The organism is Prolixibacteraceae bacterium, assembly GCA_019856515.1.
GTDB classification, from domain to species: domain Bacteria; phylum Bacteroidota; class Bacteroidia; order Bacteroidales; family Prolixibacteraceae; genus Halosquirtibacter; species Halosquirtibacter xylanolyticus.
Map to the genome: position 1 here is coordinate 4,994,325 of CP082230.1, position 15,360 is coordinate 5,009,684.

Below are 15,360 nucleotides of genomic sequence, written 5' to 3' on the forward strand. Positions count from 1 at the left end.
TTGTGTTAGTTCCTTATATTTAGATTAAATCGCTCTATACAATTTAAGAGACTACGTCTCCATTCTGGAATTGTGATCCCAAAAGTAAATTTAATTTTTGTCTTATCTAATACTGCAAAATTTGGTCGTTGTGCAGGACGCACAAACTGCTCTGTAGAAACAGGGTGTATCGTGCAAGTTAGACCAATGTTTTGAAAAATTTCATGAGCAAAATCATACCATGTTGTTTCTCCTTCATTACTGAAGTGAAAAACCCCATATCTCTGACCCTCCGTAATGTTAGTTTTTGTTGATATAGAGTGGATTGCCTGTGCTAGATCTCTCGCATAAGTCGGAGTGCCAAATTGGTCGTTTACTACAGATATTTCATCTCGTTCTCTTCCCATTCGAATCATCGTGGTGAAGAAATTAGCATGAGATTCATCGTATAACCATGATGTACGAATAATGATACTTTTTGTATGATTTTTTAACAGCGCTACCTCTCCATCACACTTCGTTTTTCCATATATAGAGACCGGACTGGTAGGGTCTTCCTCTCTGTATGGCGTGTCGTTTTTACCATTAAAAACATAGTCCGTGGAGATATGAATTACCTCTACGTCATATTTCGAAGCGACTTTCGCAATATAATTCAATGCCAAATGGTTGACCTTATCTGCACAAGCTGTCTCTGTCTCGGCTAAATCAACAGCCGTATAAGCTGCAGTATTAATTAAGATGTCAATTTGGTACTGTTTTACTGCGCGTTCAATAGAGTCGATATCAGTGATATCACAGGCAGATCTATTTAAACAGTATATATTTTCATCTCCTTCAAGGGTAAACACCTCTTTCAGATGGCTCGCAAGCATGCCATCACCCCCTGTAATCAATATGTTTTTCTTTGTCATTATCTGCTTTTGAAATATGCGATTGTTTTCGACAATCCTTTGTCTAGTGCAATTGTAGGTTCCCAATTTCCAAGATGTTTTTTTGCCAAAGCAATGTCTGGCTGACGCTGGGTGGGATCATCTTCAGGTTTCGGAAGAAATGTAATCTTAGATTGAGTGCCTGTTTGTGCGATAACCTTCTCCGCTAGTTCTAACATCGAAAATTCTGCAGGATTCCCGATATTGATCGGGCCTTGAACTGAGTTGTCACTATTCATCATACGAACCATTGCTTCGATCAAGTCGTCGACATACTGGAAACTACGAGTCTGTTTACCATCCCCATAAATAGTAATGTCTTCCCCTTGCAATGCTTGACAGATGAAATTTGAGATCACACGCCCATCGTTAGGCTGCATCTTTGGACCATATGTATTAAAAATACGAATGATTTTTATATCAACACCGTTCTGTTGGTGGTAGTTAACAAAGAGAGACTCCGCACACCTTTTGCCTTCATCGTAACAGGAGCGTGGTCCAATAGGATTAACATTACCCCAGTAATCCTCCGTTTGTGGATGAATAAAAGGGTCCCCGTACACTTCTGAAGTGGAGGCTTGTAATATTCTAGCATGATTCCTTTTGGCCAACCCCAACATATTGATAGCCCCCATCACGGATGTCTTAATGGTCTTTATCGGGTTTTGTTGATAATGAATAGGAGAGGCTGGACATGCTAAATTGTATATTTGGTCCACCTCAATAAAGAAAGGCATGGTGACATCATGTCGAATCAATTCAAAATATGGATTATCAAGAAGATGGATGATATTGTCTTTGTTTCCGGTAAAGAAATTATCCAAACAGTATACTTCGTTCCCCTCATTTAATAGTCTTTCACAAAGATGTGAACCTATAAAACCTGCCCCGCCTGTGACAAGAATCTTCTTTCGCTGTTGTTCCATATTTAAAAAATGCTGTTACACTGTTTTAATTCTTCCTACTCTCTTTGCTCGTTATCGTGAGGAGGAAGCAGTTCATTCTACGAAATGGAAACCTATGATGCCTTATGATTTGTAACTTAAATTCCCTTAGACAATCTTCGTGTTGTCTTTTCGACATGTGTAAAAATACAAATTATTCTTTAATATGAGATCCCAACTTAGAACGGATCTCAATTACAAACAGTGATTACAGCTGATTTTAACTTGTATGATAACTTCTAGCGTGGATAAAATGAGAGATGGAGGAGTAATGTTGTAATGGGCTGAAAGCTGCTTTCCCCTGCCTTTCCCCTGCCTTTGATCTGCATTCATTTGGCAAATATCCAAATATAATTCGAGAATGGTCCATCCTTTTGCCGAAATCGATGGACCATTCTCGAACAGTTCTCGGAGTTTTCTCGAATAAATGCAGGGGAAAGGACGGTGATGTCCACTTGATATTCCCTAGTAGGTCATATGATTCAGTGACCATTTTTATCGAAGTTTAAACAATATTGAATAGAACAGGTATAGCTTATCTCAGGATCTACTTGATGTTAGTTGTTGAGTCGTATGATCTTTGTCTCTATATTGCTTCAATCAGCTTGGATGAGATGCTTTATTCTGTTTTGGATGAATTTGTATGCAAAGGGGGAATAAAAAAGCTTAAAGATGAATCTTTAGATTCCATACCCTATATATATCATAATACAGTGTTGGGGGTAACTATCTATGTCTACAAAATAAGATGAGCGTAAATTCCATCTCAAAGGAAATATCATGGAACAGTTCGAGGCGAAATGAAAAATGTACCTGATCTAGATAAATGATCCCATATCTAAATGTGGGTATTTACCTGATCATCGATCTCTATTTGGGAGATGTAAAAAAGGATTCTGTGGTCGTAATATCGGCGTAAAAACACTTTTGCCTCGATTAAATCGAATCGGGGTGAAAAATAATTAAAAAAAAGTCGAAATCAATTTTGTTGATTTATAGTTCTTTGGCGCTTTTGTTGCCAAATAATGGGAAGAATTCATCGTAATAATTTTGCGTAAAAGCAGGAGTTTCCTACATTTGCAACCGCAATACGGAGGGATGGGTGAGTGGCTGAAACCACCAGTTTGCTAAACTGACGTACTCTATTCGGGTACCGGGGGTTCGAATCCCCCTCTCTCCGCACTTTATTTGACTCTTTTTAGAGTCATTGTCTTGAATGTATATTTTCGGGGTGTAGCGCAGTCCGGTTAGCGCACCTGCTTTGGGAGCAGGGGGTCCCAGGTTCGAATCCTGGTACCCCGACAATAGAATGAGTTCTAGTACATATTAAAGAGAAAGATTAAAGACATCCGGGTCTTTGGTCATATATTTTCGGGGTGTAGCGCAGTCCGGTTAGCGCACCTGCTTTGGGAGCAGGGGGGTACCCCGACAATAGAATAAGTTCTAGTACATATTAAAAGAGAAAGATTAAAGACATTCAGGTCTTTGGTCATATATTTTCGGGGTGTAGCGCAGTCCGGTTAGCGCACCTGCTTTGGGAATAGAATGACAAGTTCTAGTACATATTAAAGAGAAAGATTAAAGACATCCGGGTCTTTGGTCATATATTTTCGGGGTGTAGCGCAGTCCGGTTAGCGCACCTGCTTTGGGAGCAGGGGGTCCCAGGTTCGAATCCTGGTACCCCGACAATAGAATGAGTTCTAGTACATATTAAAGAGAAAGATTAAAGACATCCGGGTCTTTGGTCATATATTTTGTAGCGGGTGTAGCGCAGTCCGGTTAGCGCACCTGCTTTAAAGAGAAAGATTAAAGACAGCATTTTCGGGGTGTAGCGCAGTCCGGTTAGGCACCTGCTTTGGGAGCAGGGGGTCCAGGTTCGAATCCTGGTACCCCGACAATAGAATGAGTTCTAGTACATATTAAAGAGAAAGATTAAAGACATCCGGGTCTTTGGTCATATATTTTCGGGGTGTAGCGCAGTCCGGTTAGCGCACCTGCTTTGGGAGCAGGGGGTCCCAGGTTCGAATCCTGGTACCCCGACAATAGAATAAGTTCTAGTACATATTAAAAGAGAAAGATTAAAGACATCCAGGTCTTTGGTCATATATTTTCGGGGTGTAGCGCAGTCCGGTTAGCGCACCTGCTTTGGGAGCAGGGGGTCCCAGGTTCGAATCCTGGTACCCCGACAATAGAATGAGTTCTAGTACATATTAAAGAGAAAGATTAAAGACATCCGGGTCTTTGGTCATATATTTTCGGGGTGTAGCGCAGTCCGGTTAGCGCACCTGCTTTGGGAGCAGGGGGTCCCAGGTTCGAATCCTGGTACCCCGACATAATTCTCTAGAGTTAAAACATATTAGGAGGGATGGGTGAGTGGCTGAAACCACCAGTTTGCTAAACTGACGTACTCTATTCGGGTACCGGGGGTTCGAATCCCCCTCTCTCCGCAAAAAAGCTATTCTACTTAGTAGGATAGCTTTTTTTATTTTCGGATCATTCATAACAGATCATTGTTGAAGCGCAAGAATGGAATATGGATGACACGGATCATTTTTATGCTGCAACCTTCCCTGAAGGGGAAACCGAACTTAGCCCAACGGTGAAATGCCTATAATGCGCAGTCACACTGTATAGGAGTGAGCCTTGGGAAAACAAATACCACCACCAACCAAGGGCTGAAGGGCTGGTCCCAATAAATATGTAATGTTATGACTACATCTATTGAAACTCCTCTTATTTTTATATGATTTCCAACTTCAGTATGAACTGTTCACTAACGTATTGTCTGTATCAGCAAAACGATATGATTTTATAACAAGTCTCAAATTGAACTTAACAACTCAAAAAATTGATATGTAGCAAAGAAGACGCCTGCTATTATTATCTCCCTTTTTTTTATGATGTAGCAATCATTTGAGGCTATATAACACCTCTTTTATTCAGATGTTGTATTATGGAGTCCCATGGTCTTTTTTGATCAAATAAGGCCTTTAATAATTAAACTGAGAGATGTTATTTGGCTACTTAGAACCCAGTATAGTGTAAATAAAGTATCTAAATAGTCTCCTCGATGTATTACTTGTTCATAAGATCGTATCAACTTTGCGCTGAAGGCGCTGACTTTCCTCGTTGATTTTTTTAAGCTTCCTAATCTGGTAAGAGCTGAAAGTCAGTGGTTTGGTGTGTTTTGTGTCTTCATTACTAATAGTCTTTAATATATTGCCTGTTATCTTTAACTCATGCTTCTGTTCAAAGTTATTTCTTGTATCATTAAGATTTATTTGTAGGTCGTTGTTCATACGTTTTTAGTAACCCAAATATAATATGAATTAGCGACCTTTTTTTATGTCTGTATTTTATGAACAAGCTCTGTGTTAGATCAGTAGCCTCTTCTGTATGTAGATCTCCTATTTTGCACTACACCTAGGATGAAACGCAAAAAAATAATTTTGAGAGGTCTCCTTCTTTGGCTGTTTGATCGAGTTGCTTGGATTACTTTGAAGCAGGTTAGTTATCCCCCATTGTCTCAAAAATATCTTCAATATTCATACCCATTTCAGTAGCAGCATTACTTACTGCTACAAAATGTTCCATTGACATTCCTCTTGTTTTCATTAGAGACTTTGCATCAGTTTGTCTAAACTCTTCAATAGCTTCTACAATAAGTTGAACTCCGTGTCCTTCTGGAGAACCTTTTCCTTTTGTATGTTTTAGATGCGAATTCGCAGCAGATTTACTTCCTGCTGTAATTAAAATAGTGCGTGCATCATTGTACTTCTTGTCACTTAATGCCATATTATTTTACTCTTTTGTTCTTACTCGTAAGGCTTTTCAGAATGACGCCCTGTTTTTTTGTAGTTTCTAGACTCTACATTTTAATCAGATAATAAGCTAATCCTTTCAGTATATAATAATCCTGTTTCGTAGAATTATTTTTCAGAGTCGTTATCTTCGTCCTCTATTTTCCCTTCTTTTAGAATATGTATTTCTTCATCAGAATTGCATGTAGAAACCACAATTGAATTGGTTGTGTGATCAAACGAAATTTCAATTGTATCATTTGCATTCAACTCATTATCCAATGGCTTTCCACATCCCAAAACCTTTTTTTTGGTGGTTAAATCTACTTCTCCTATAGATAATTTTACATCAATTCCATTCAAGTAGATATTTGTATCATTTCCATACTCTACCCATTTTTGATTTGCACCATGTCCCTTTAAATCAGAAGGAATAGTTGCATTTACTGTTCCAGCTGTTTTTTCAGGTTTTTCGCCTTCTCTTACTACTAAAGTTACTTCTAACTCTTGCTCTGTATTGTTGATGATTTTTTTCTTTTCTGCCATGATCTTTTATTTATACTTGTTTTGTGTTTATACCAAATGAATTTGTTCCTGCGTTATATGTAAATGTTACTCCATTTCTCATATTTAGCATATTATCTAACTTTGAACTTCTTTGGATAACAATGTATTGTTGTGAAACAATACTACCATCCAAAACTGCTGTTATTTGAATTCCATTAAGAAAAATATTGATATTATTTCCATACTCTACCCATAGAGACTGTCCAGAATTTAACGAGAAATCTTTTGTTCCTGCAGTATGTCTTGGATCAGCACATTCACGAATTATCAATGTTACCCATAAAGTATAGGGAGTAGCGTTTGTGAAGTATTTTCTTCCTGCCATTTCGTTTATTTTAGAAATTAAGAATATGTTGTTTGTTCTTGTTTCTCTGCGTCTTGTATGACTTGAGGAGTAATCCATATAGTTTCTCCTGTCTTAATTTTTCGATCAGATGTATACATTGTTCCATCATCACAAATAACTCTCAATGTATATGTATATTCGTTTGGAGTTTGTAATCCTAAAACAATATCACGGATTGGTTGCTCGATGGTAACTGTACCTTTTAGATTTGCTTTATCCAATTCAATGTTTTGAGAAGTTATGCTTGATTTATAAAAACTTAACTCAATTTGATATACTTGATGTTCTCCGCCGTTATCAAATTTAGTTTTTTGATTAAAAAGAGCAGGGACTGTATTTACACTTAATTGAGTATCATAAGCTCTCTGCGAGTTTTGATCAAGAATTGAATCAAAAAGAGCTGCTTGTTGATCAGCAGGAACCTTTGCATTAAAGTTAATTTTCTCTTTGAACTTTCCTTGTGATAAAGTCAAATCAACCCAACCTCTGAATAATGGATTTTCTGGTGCTGTACTATGTATCGCTGCCCAAACTCCTGTAAACTGTTTAAAGTTTAGATGCACTTCATCTCTTAACCCTCCATTTTTCTTATTATCCTCTGTAAAATGAATTGTTGCTTTTGGTTGAGGCAAATTTTTACTGCTTGTATCCTCTTCATTTGGTAAAAACAATGTAAATGTTTTCTCACTACCATTTGCATTTTCTATTGATACCATAGTTGGCAAAAAACCAAGCTCGTCTTTTAACGATTGAGAAGCTTTTACAATTCTAACCATATCCACATATGGAGAACCATAAAAACGGAAAGTTACATTGACTTGCTCTACACTTTTTGCTCCTTCTGGAACTAAAAACTGTAATATTGCCACTGTTGGTTGGCCCTTAGGTCCTTTAGCAAATACAAAGTAATCAGGGATAAAAAATACACGACGTAAATCTCGATTGTCTTGGTAATAGTTATAAGCTCGCCCGTCATGACTTACTTGCCAACGTACAAACCCTGGTAAAGACGGTGCAGAGATTTGTGAAACATAGGTAATATCCATTACCAAAAATTGATTAGGATAATCACTGTCTGCTGAAGAAGCAATATTATAAAATGCATCTGGTGAATCCATTGAAAGACCTCCCATTGAAGCAAATAAACCATCCTTAATCTCTTTATTAGACCAATTTTTTGTAATAAAATCATTGGTTTGAAACACTGCAATATCTTGTTTTTGAGTTATTTCAATTGCCACATTTGGATTCGTGTTATGAAGCGAATCTTTAGCATCTTTTAGGTTATTACCTGTCAATGTTGCGGTTAGTTTATGATATCCATTGATATCAGTTTTTGTCAATGGAATTCTTGTTCCATTACCACTTGTATCCAATACTAAACTAAAGCTTGAATGGTCTGCCATTGTAGCATTTCTCACCTTATTTTTAATCGAAACTGGAGGAATAGGTTTCACATACATTGTAAGTTCTCCGTCTTCAGATAAACTCGGTTCAAAAGCGGTTGTACTATCCACTGCTTCTGAAGCATTTTCGAAACTCGGTAAGTAACTTAAGCCGCCATTAGCAGATTGAAATACTACCTCGTTTGTTAAACTGGGGTCTGGGTTAATAAGCGCATCTCCTAATTCACTGCGAATAGCACGTCCTTTCAGGACTTTTAGATTTGATATAGACATTTTGTTTAGTGTTTTTAAGGTTGTGATGGTGGTGGACTTAGTGATAAATGATAACCACTATCATGTTCAGAGATTACAAAAGAGATCATGTTGTGATAACCAGATCGTAATCCCCATCTTCCTATTGGAGCACTTAACTCTGCATAAAGTTTAGCATCCCATCCTTGTGTTAATGAGTTTTCTAAGAATTGTTGTCTTACAAAACCGTCGCCTCCATACAATCCAGTTGTCATTGCATACAATGAAAATGCAGCATGTTTTGAGTCTGGTAAAACAGAATAGCTAAACCCCCATTGTGCTTCTGGTAAATATTCTGTATCTTCTGATTCTTTGCGAAAAAGGAATGATTTTACCAATTCCATTAATACCTCTGTTCGATGTTCTAAACCAACATAAGCAAGATGTTGTCGAAGATCACTCACGGTTATACTTCTATGGTTAAGATCAAAGTAAATTTCGCATCGTTCTGAACTTAATTTATTTCCCAACATCACTGGTGTTGCCAAACTTTGTTCTGATCTTAGAAATTCTGGAAGGTATTTCTTCAATAAAAAGTCATTAACTTTTCCTAATGAAGGTATTTCAGCATATTTTTTAAATTCGGTCTTTCCTTTTCCATGTCGAACTCCAAACCATGCGCCCCACTCTAGTCTTTGGTATTGTTGAAGTTTTTCCATATATAACTCCACCTCAGATTTGGACCAACTAAATTCTAACTGCTCCAATAAATCTTCGATGCGAGATAATTTAGAAGTAGGACTCAATTGCGGTTTTCCTACTTCCAATGTATAGCGAAGATCGTTAGACATGGTATTAAATGAATACTCTAATGGTGCTCCAGTTCTATTTAGAAAACTGTAAGTCCAAGAATCATTTGTATCAAAACATTGGAATGCTTTATCTGTTATCTTTTTCAGTTCTGCACCAATAAATGCATCATCTTTTTCCACAATTCCCAACGATCTTTCTATACCCAATTGCTGTAATTGGTGGTCTTGTAATTGATAAATCATCTTATACTAATGCTGTGTTTTTCAATATAACTGGTTTTTTTCCTTCTGTTACTCCAGAATAAGAATCTCCTGAACTTAAAGTCACATCATAATTAACTCTCAAGTCTTTTGCGCTTGCTGTAACCTTCTTTAAAGTCGGAACAATAATATATTGTGTTTCACCTTTCTTTAGTGTGATATTATTACCCCAATAATATTCTCCATCCTCATATGAACTATAAATTTCAGCGCTATCACAATCAAAGTTTCCTATGAAAGTAATTTTAGTATGACTTGCAAAACGATCACGAACATTGATTAAACCTCCTACGACTAGTTCTGGATCATGCTTCGCTACTTCAGTTCCTCCACTCATAAATTTCACACTGTATTGAATTAGATTGTTTTTGAACTTTGCATCATAGCGAAATTTCAATATTTGAGAATTTTCAGCACCTTTATTAAACACAACTAGCTTCCCACCTTCCCATTTTGAGCTGGTTAATGAAACAATTACTTGATCTACTTCTCCCCAATAAAAATTAGTTATTAATCGAAGGTCAAGAGATAAGAAATCTAATGATTCACCAGGCAATGCAGTAATCATTTGGTTTTCACTATCACCTGTTACAGTATATTTACTTTGTGCTGCATTATAAGCTCCGTTAGCTTTAAAAACATAATCCACAGAATAAGCAACATCTAAAGAACCTGATTTATCTTTTTGGAAAGGGAAAGGACTTTGACCTTCTGTTTTTCCTGATATTAAAGAATACTTATAAGTCACTTGGTTGTCTCCCTTAGCAGGATATTTTGCTTGAATGTTAACTGCCTCAATCTCTTTTGCTATACACTCATCTGCATTTGGTACAACTATAGATACAGGATAAGGCAAACCAAATGGATCATCAGTTCTATTGATTTCTGAAATGTAACTATCCGGATTCTCTATTCCTTCAAGAACTAAAGATTGTGGTAATGCAGGATAAGTAATCGCCTTCATTTCAGTATACAAAAAGTCAATTGTATTCTCTTGTCTACCATCATAATAAGCAGCTCTGATATTTACTTTTGGAATAACCGTCATGGTAGCATCAACCACATCTTTTACAGCACTGTCCTTTTCTTCTCCTGTTTTCCCATCTTCATCCGCTTTTTCACCTGCAACCTCTTCAACATTTTTTGCTTTTTGAACAGCTTCATTTACCTCTGGTGCATTTGTTAAAGGGCTCCAACTATCATCTTGTTTACTGATTTGAACCTCAAAGAAGTTCTTTAATACATAATCAAGAACAATCTGTTTTGCCCACTTTAAACCTTCAGTTTCATCGCCAATATAGTTCTCAACCGTAATTTTTAGGTCTGTTTTTTCCATTATTCTTTGCCATTGTCCTTGAATTCCAAGGTCTAAGATAAAAGATTCAAGAGGGATTTGTGTTCCTATATTTGCCTGAAAATCTTTAATCGTTTTTTCCAATGTTCCTTTTACAGAAAATGTAATGGCAGGACGCATTGCTAAAAACTCAAGACTATAAATTGCTGAAATCGCATTAGATTTTTGCTCAATAGCCTGTTTCATTGCTGCCGCTAATTTTCCTTCTTTCGTAAATTTAACAGAGCACACTGCACTGTTATCACCTACTAATGAAGAAGAACCTGCAGACCATACAAGCTGCTCATCACTTACACGCAATACAGAGTTGTCATCTTTTACACTCTCATCCGCTTTTTTAGCAATTGGACCTAATACAGAGAAGTTTACATTGCCATTTGTGTAAGGTAATGTCGAAAGGGCTACTTTGCTTTTATCAAGATTGTTTTTACTAGCAACCTGTTGTGTAATTTTATCTATTGTAGCCTGAGAAACGGCAGTATTCACCTCGAAATTAAGGAAACCTGTTCCATTACTATCAGACACAGAATCGATGTACCAGATATAAGATAATTCTTTTTTGTCATTACGCTCTGCTAATTTAACTTCCCCTGGAATGTACCAAAATTGGTTTGGATTTTTGTGGTCAGGATAAACATCTACCCCGTCAACAGTTAATTTATTATTGGCTATTAAAATCATGATAATTATATTTTAAAGTTGATTGTTTTTTTTAGTAAATGGGACTTCAATCTTGTTGTCCTTATTATTTGATGTATATGTTTGCTTCTGCGAGTCACTAAACTTAACTTGGTACTCTACTGCTCTATTATTTCCTGTATACCAATATTCAAAATTGACTTTTGTATTTTGAGCATTTAGGGTGATTGTACCTTTGTTTATCGCTTGGTTTTCTCCTTCACTTACTCTAATGGTCACCTTATTATAGTCATCCCATATACTATCATTATCCACATAGAAACTGATATTTCGTTTTGAGAATTGATTTAATAAAATGGTTTGACCAGCAATATATCCTTGAAGTGAAATCGACTTGTTACTCTTGCGAATAAATGTTGCTGTATACATCGCATCCTCAAAGCTCTTTTTTTCTTTTGAAAATGCAGTGATTTTTCCTGTTTGAGAGTTATCAGTTAATTGAAGAATATTTGGGCTTATTATAAAATCGTCCCCTACATTTATTTCAACCTTTACTCTACTAATTAATTTCCACGGAAAATCTTCTACAGTAGTAATTGAGAAAACTCGATACGAGTAAAATTGTTCTGGTAGGATATCAAGAAATGCCATATCTTGTTTCAACTCTAAACTAGATGTTTTCAAATGATTTGTCACTGAAGGCTGATTCTTGAAATAAATATTGTAATCATATTGATATGCTTTTTTATCTCTTGGATCATGTTCAATGTCAAATACTTTTTCTTTTGCACTTGTGCTATGAAACACGTTGAAATCCGGATTATTGACATTATCTCCAGTTTTGAATATCCTTATCTCTATTGCATTGATCAACGCATCATCAAAATCATACATACATCTTGTGGTCAGTTTTTGAGTAAAGCTTTGACCTATCGGTATCTCAATATCCTTGACTGTTTTTAATGCTTCTACCAAACCATGTGGAATATTTTGAAAAAAAACTTTTCGTAACATTGGCTTAGAGATCGTCATATTAAAATCAAGCTGCTTCTCAATATTCTGAATATCTATAATTTCACTTGAAGAAAAACCAATAGACCATCCATTATCATTATTAGATCCAGGTTGACTAAACTGTGGTAATGGGTCTAATACAGCTTTCATACTCGCCAAAAAAGCCGTTTTAAAACCTTCTGGAGGCTCTTCTCCAGTTGTGCTTTCAGAAACAATTTCAATAACATCAGATGATTTTAGCTCTTCATAAGTTTCTACTTTTTCAAAACTTATAAATACCAATCCAGCCTTTGACTTCTTTTGAATCCACTTTCTAAATTTATCGGCATCAAACTTAACGCTATATGAATAAGCTTGTCTCAGAACTTCAAATGCTAGGCTATACACTACAGAAAGAGGAGCAAACTGTTTTTCATCATCTGTTCTTGTCAAGAGCAGGTATTGTTCCATAGTTAGGTTCATACTGATTGCTGTGGAATTACTCCCAAATAATGAAGGAGTAAAAGACAATGGTTCTCCTCCAATCAACATAGCATTTACTTTTCCTGACAACCATGGAAATGGAACTAGTTCAGCATCCTTACCAAGTTTATTTCTCAATTGTATTAAAGCATCATCATTTAATTCAAGGTCAATTACAAACGATAACATTCCCGCGTATTTATTTGTAATTCGACTATAATGCAATAGTTGGAGTTGATATACTGATTCATTTTTGGCAATTCGTGGTTTTGCAGAACAATAGTAAAATCGAGTTGGAATAGAGGCGTCTTGGTATACCAAAACATCCTCCATTCCTTGTATTATAATTTGTTTATTATTGACTAACATCTTCTAGAAGTTTGATAGCCCATCCTCAAGAACAGTGATCAATGTATTATTTTGTAAAGGAGCTACAGTACCTCCAGAAAGATTAGACACATTTGAAGTTTGACCACTTGTAGTTGTGACTCTTAATTTTACCACTTTGAAGTTTGAACTTTGTGAACCTGCTTTTGCTGGAACTTTCCAAGTCGTAGTCCCTGAATTTGCTTCATCTAATCTGATCATTCCTTTAAATACATGATCTGACCCTACTTCATCTGCCATTGTATAAACAACTCTTAAATCAGCTTGAGAAACACCATTATCTAATTCAAAATAAATATCATAAACTCCATCGCCAAGAGGAGATTCCAAGATGATTGTTCCTTGACCATTTACAAAGTTTTCAACTGTACCAGTTTTTGTAACAGGTGCTCCTGATGTTAAATTGTAAGTAATTTTATAAGTAGGTGCAGTTTCAATGTCTTTACCAATAGGCTTGATGATATTACCTGTTGTTTTCTCTTTATCTAATCTTGTAGAACCTGTCCAGCCATCACTATCAACCTCAATGTTTACATTTGATAAAACTGCCCAAGGTAAATCTTGCCCTTTAACTGCCAGATTTAATACACCTAAATTTAAACTACTAAGATCAAGATAGTTTTCATCACCAGATTGTTTAATGTTTTCAGCACGGTAAGATGGAGTCCCATCATTGTAGGAGATTAAATAACTGTACTTCAATCCTTTAGTTTTTCCGTCTTTTGCAAAAGTACCTGTTAATTCTTTACTAGCAGGTTGTGCTTCATTTGAATTAAAAGAAATTGTACTGACTTCTTTATTCTCTTTATCACGTAACTTTGAATCATAATACTCTAAACTTGTAATTACAAATTCATTAATTTGTAATTCTTTAAGTCTTGAAATCGAAGGAGTTCCAATAGTTAAGTTTACATCAAAATATGGTTTGTCATTAAGATTGATTAATTGGAAAAACTTTTTCAACTCTTGTGGATTAGGATTCTTTATTAAAGAACTAATTTTAGATAATTGAGCTTGAGGATATTTAGGAATTGTAACTGCTTGTGTTAAACTATATTTACGTTGTTGTTCACTTACAGTCTTTATTTTTTCTACCTCTCCAAGTTTTAAATCATCCATATTTACATTTGGCATCTGAGAAGAAACCATTTCTTCTAACTGTTTCGCTGACCAATCGGTAAGAAGCTTGGTAATATCTTGTTTTGTATCTCCTTGATCAATTACAGAAGGGATGGTGATTTGTGTACTGTTATTAATTGCTTCTTGATACTCTTTTCCTCTAACCTCTCTTTCAGTATATCGTCTACCCCAAGAACCTCTCTTTACAACATCTTTGATATCCAATTTCGCCATTACCTCTTTATTCAAAGTAACTACTGCTTCTGCAGCAGGTAATAATCCATCGAATTCTACTTTATAACTAACAGTAATAATACTAGCCCCTCCAACAACTTCATCGTATGAAGGTGGTGCTTCATCTCCTTTATTGTTTAGAGGATATCCCCCCATTCCTTGCCAGAATAAATTTGCTCCTAATTCTTGTAAATTAAAAGTAACAACGGCATCATTGCTATTCATTAAAGATGGAGTTGTTGTCATTGCTCCTGAATCAGCAGCTGGTGTTCCTTTTTGATATGCATCTTCATTCGCAAATGCCTGAACAGTCACTTTACCGGACTTATAAGGCATTGGATGAATATTCAAACTATCTTTGTTTGGTAAGAATTGAGTCCAATCAGATACCTTATTATAAAGATTATATTTTTCTTCAGCTACAGCATCAGTAAATCCAAGCTCTTTTTTAAGATTAGGAATCTTATCTTTATCTTTTGCATCCATTGCTATGCATAAATCAAAAGTTTTTTGAGCTATATCTTTTGTTTTTTGATCTGTCGTAAGCGCGGCTAAGATTTTTGACTTTACATCTTCGTTATCTGTATTAGGAATTGGAAGAGCAACAGTCATACTACAGATACCTCCAGGAGTTTCACCTGATCCGAAATACCAAGTAAGATTGAAACGGGGGTCTCCGTTTTCATCTACTTGAAATGTTGGGCGTTCAGCCATTGCATAATAAGAATCTTTTTTTTCGCTATCTGGAAATAAGATGTAATCCATAGGACCAAATAGGCTAGGGATATTCTTTGCATATACTGCAGGAGAGATGGTTAACATAGTATTTTTTTAAAGGTGTTCAAATTTAATTTATATAAATTAAAGAAGTAA

The 15,360-nt window shown here is 35.9% G+C and carries 10 protein-coding genes and 8 tRNA genes; 8 read left to right on the top strand and 10 right to left on the bottom strand.

Features of this window, described 5'->3' with window-relative positions; translation table 11 throughout:
- Window positions 1-5: 5 nt before the first annotated feature.
- Both rfbD and K5X82_18340 read right to left on the bottom strand, forming a co-directional pair.
- Window positions 6-893, bottom strand: coding sequence for a dTDP-4-dehydrorhamnose reductase (rfbD, locus tag K5X82_18335; protein QZT37167.1), 888 nt, complete (start codon window positions 891-893; stop codon window positions 6-8).
- Window positions 893-1,837 carry an SDR family oxidoreductase gene (locus tag K5X82_18340; GenBank protein ID QZT37168.1) on the bottom strand — a complete coding sequence of 315 codons (945 nt, stop codon included), beginning with the start codon at window positions 1,835-1,837 and terminating at the stop codon, window positions 893-895. The genes rfbD and K5X82_18340 overlap by 1 nt, the downstream gene beginning before the upstream one ends.
- 1,110 nt (window positions 1,838-2,947) lie before the next feature.
- On the opposite strand from K5X82_18340, the gene K5X82_18345 reads away from it, so the two are divergent.
- From K5X82_18345 to K5X82_18380, 8 genes are all read left to right on the top strand, one after another.
- A tRNA-Ser gene (locus K5X82_18345) sits at window positions 2,948-3,035 on the top strand.
- Between the two features lie 47 nt (window positions 3,036-3,082).
- Window positions 3,083-3,157, top strand: a tRNA-Pro gene (locus K5X82_18350).
- 309 nt (window positions 3,158-3,466) lie between these two features.
- Window positions 3,467-3,541, top strand: a tRNA-Pro gene (locus tag K5X82_18355).
- Between the two features lie 136 nt (window positions 3,542-3,677).
- Window positions 3,678-3,750 (top strand) — tRNA-Pro (locus K5X82_18360).
- A gap of 70 nt (window positions 3,751-3,820) precedes the next feature.
- A tRNA-Pro gene (locus K5X82_18365) sits at window positions 3,821-3,895 on the top strand.
- A 71-nt stretch (window positions 3,896-3,966) separates the two neighbouring features.
- A tRNA-Pro gene (locus K5X82_18370) sits at window positions 3,967-4,041 on the top strand.
- A gap of 70 nt (window positions 4,042-4,111) precedes the next feature.
- Window positions 4,112-4,186 (top strand) — tRNA-Pro (locus K5X82_18375).
- Between the two features lie 28 nt (window positions 4,187-4,214).
- Window positions 4,215-4,302 (top strand) — tRNA-Ser (locus K5X82_18380).
- A gap of 1,060 nt (window positions 4,303-5,362) precedes the next feature.
- On the opposite strand, the gene K5X82_18385 is transcribed toward K5X82_18380, so the two are convergent.
- The 8 genes from K5X82_18385 to K5X82_18420 all read right to left on the bottom strand — a co-directional run bounded on the left by K5X82_18385 (window position 5,363) and on the right by K5X82_18420 (window position 15,309).
- Window positions 5,363-5,650 carry a hypothetical protein gene (locus tag K5X82_18385; GenBank protein ID QZT37169.1) on the bottom strand — a complete coding sequence of 96 codons (288 nt, stop codon included), beginning with the start codon at window positions 5,648-5,650 and terminating at the stop codon, window positions 5,363-5,365.
- 134 nt (window positions 5,651-5,784) lie between these two features.
- Window positions 5,785-6,201, bottom strand: a complete 417-nt coding sequence (locus tag K5X82_18390) for a hypothetical protein (GenBank protein ID QZT37170.1) — start codon at window positions 6,199-6,201, stop codon at window positions 5,785-5,787.
- Window positions 6,202-6,211: 10 nt separating this feature from the next.
- Window positions 6,212-6,547, bottom strand: a complete 336-nt coding sequence (locus K5X82_18395; GenBank protein QZT37171.1) for a hypothetical protein — start codon at window positions 6,545-6,547, stop codon at window positions 6,212-6,214.
- 17 nt (window positions 6,548-6,564) lie between these two features.
- Window positions 6,565-8,247, bottom strand: coding sequence for a hypothetical protein (locus tag K5X82_18400; GenBank protein QZT37172.1), 1,683 nt, complete (start codon window positions 8,245-8,247; stop codon window positions 6,565-6,567).
- Window positions 8,248-8,261: 14 nt separating this feature from the next.
- Window positions 8,262-9,260, bottom strand: coding sequence for a hypothetical protein (locus tag K5X82_18405; protein QZT37173.1), 999 nt, complete (start codon window positions 9,258-9,260; stop codon window positions 8,262-8,264).
- 1 nt (window position 9,261) lies between these two features.
- On the bottom strand, window positions 9,262-11,313 hold the full coding sequence (locus K5X82_18410; GenBank protein QZT37174.1) for a hypothetical protein: 2,052 nt from the start codon (window positions 11,311-11,313) through the stop codon (window positions 9,262-9,264).
- Window positions 11,314-11,325: 12 nt separating this feature from the next.
- Window positions 11,326-13,116, bottom strand: a complete 1,791-nt coding sequence (locus K5X82_18415) for a hypothetical protein (protein QZT37175.1) — start codon at window positions 13,114-13,116, stop codon at window positions 11,326-11,328.
- 3 nt (window positions 13,117-13,119) lie between these two features.
- Complete coding sequence (locus K5X82_18420; GenBank protein QZT37176.1) at window positions 13,120-15,309, bottom strand: hypothetical protein; 2,190 nt, start codon at window positions 15,307-15,309, stop codon at window positions 13,120-13,122.
- Window positions 15,310-15,360 lie beyond the last annotated feature (51 nt).

Bases quoted from the DNA above. Each gene is read 5' to 3' on its own strand.
- rfbD (QZT37167.1), bottom strand. From the start codon at position 893: ATGACAAAGAAAAACATATTGATTACAGGGGGTGATGGCATGCTTGCG.
- K5X82_18340 (QZT37168.1), bottom strand. From the start codon at position 1,837: ATGGAACAACAGCGAAAGAAGATTCTTGTCACAGGCGGGGCAGGTTTT.
- K5X82_18385 (QZT37169.1), bottom strand. From the start codon at position 5,650: ATGGCATTAAGTGACAAGAAGTACAATGATGCACGCACTATTTTAATT.
- K5X82_18390 (QZT37170.1), bottom strand. From the start codon at position 6,201: ATGGCAGAAAAGAAAAAAATCATCAACAATACAGAGCAAGAGTTAGAA.
- K5X82_18395 (QZT37171.1), bottom strand. From the start codon at position 6,547: ATGGCAGGAAGAAAATACTTCACAAACGCTACTCCCTATACTTTATGG.
- K5X82_18400 (QZT37172.1), bottom strand. From the start codon at position 8,247: ATGTCTATATCAAATCTAAAAGTCCTGAAAGGACGTGCTATTCGCAGT.
- K5X82_18405 (QZT37173.1), bottom strand. From the start codon at position 9,260: ATGATTTATCAATTACAAGACCACCAATTACAGCAATTGGGTATAGAA.
- K5X82_18410 (QZT37174.1), bottom strand. From the start codon at position 11,313: ATGATTTTAATAGCCAATAATAAATTAACTGTTGACGGGGTAGATGTT.
- K5X82_18415 (QZT37175.1), bottom strand. From the start codon at position 13,116: ATGTTAGTCAATAATAAACAAATTATAATACAAGGAATGGAGGATGTT.
- K5X82_18420 (QZT37176.1), bottom strand. From the start codon at position 15,309: ATGTTAACCATCTCTCCTGCAGTATATGCAAAGAATATCCCTAGCCTA.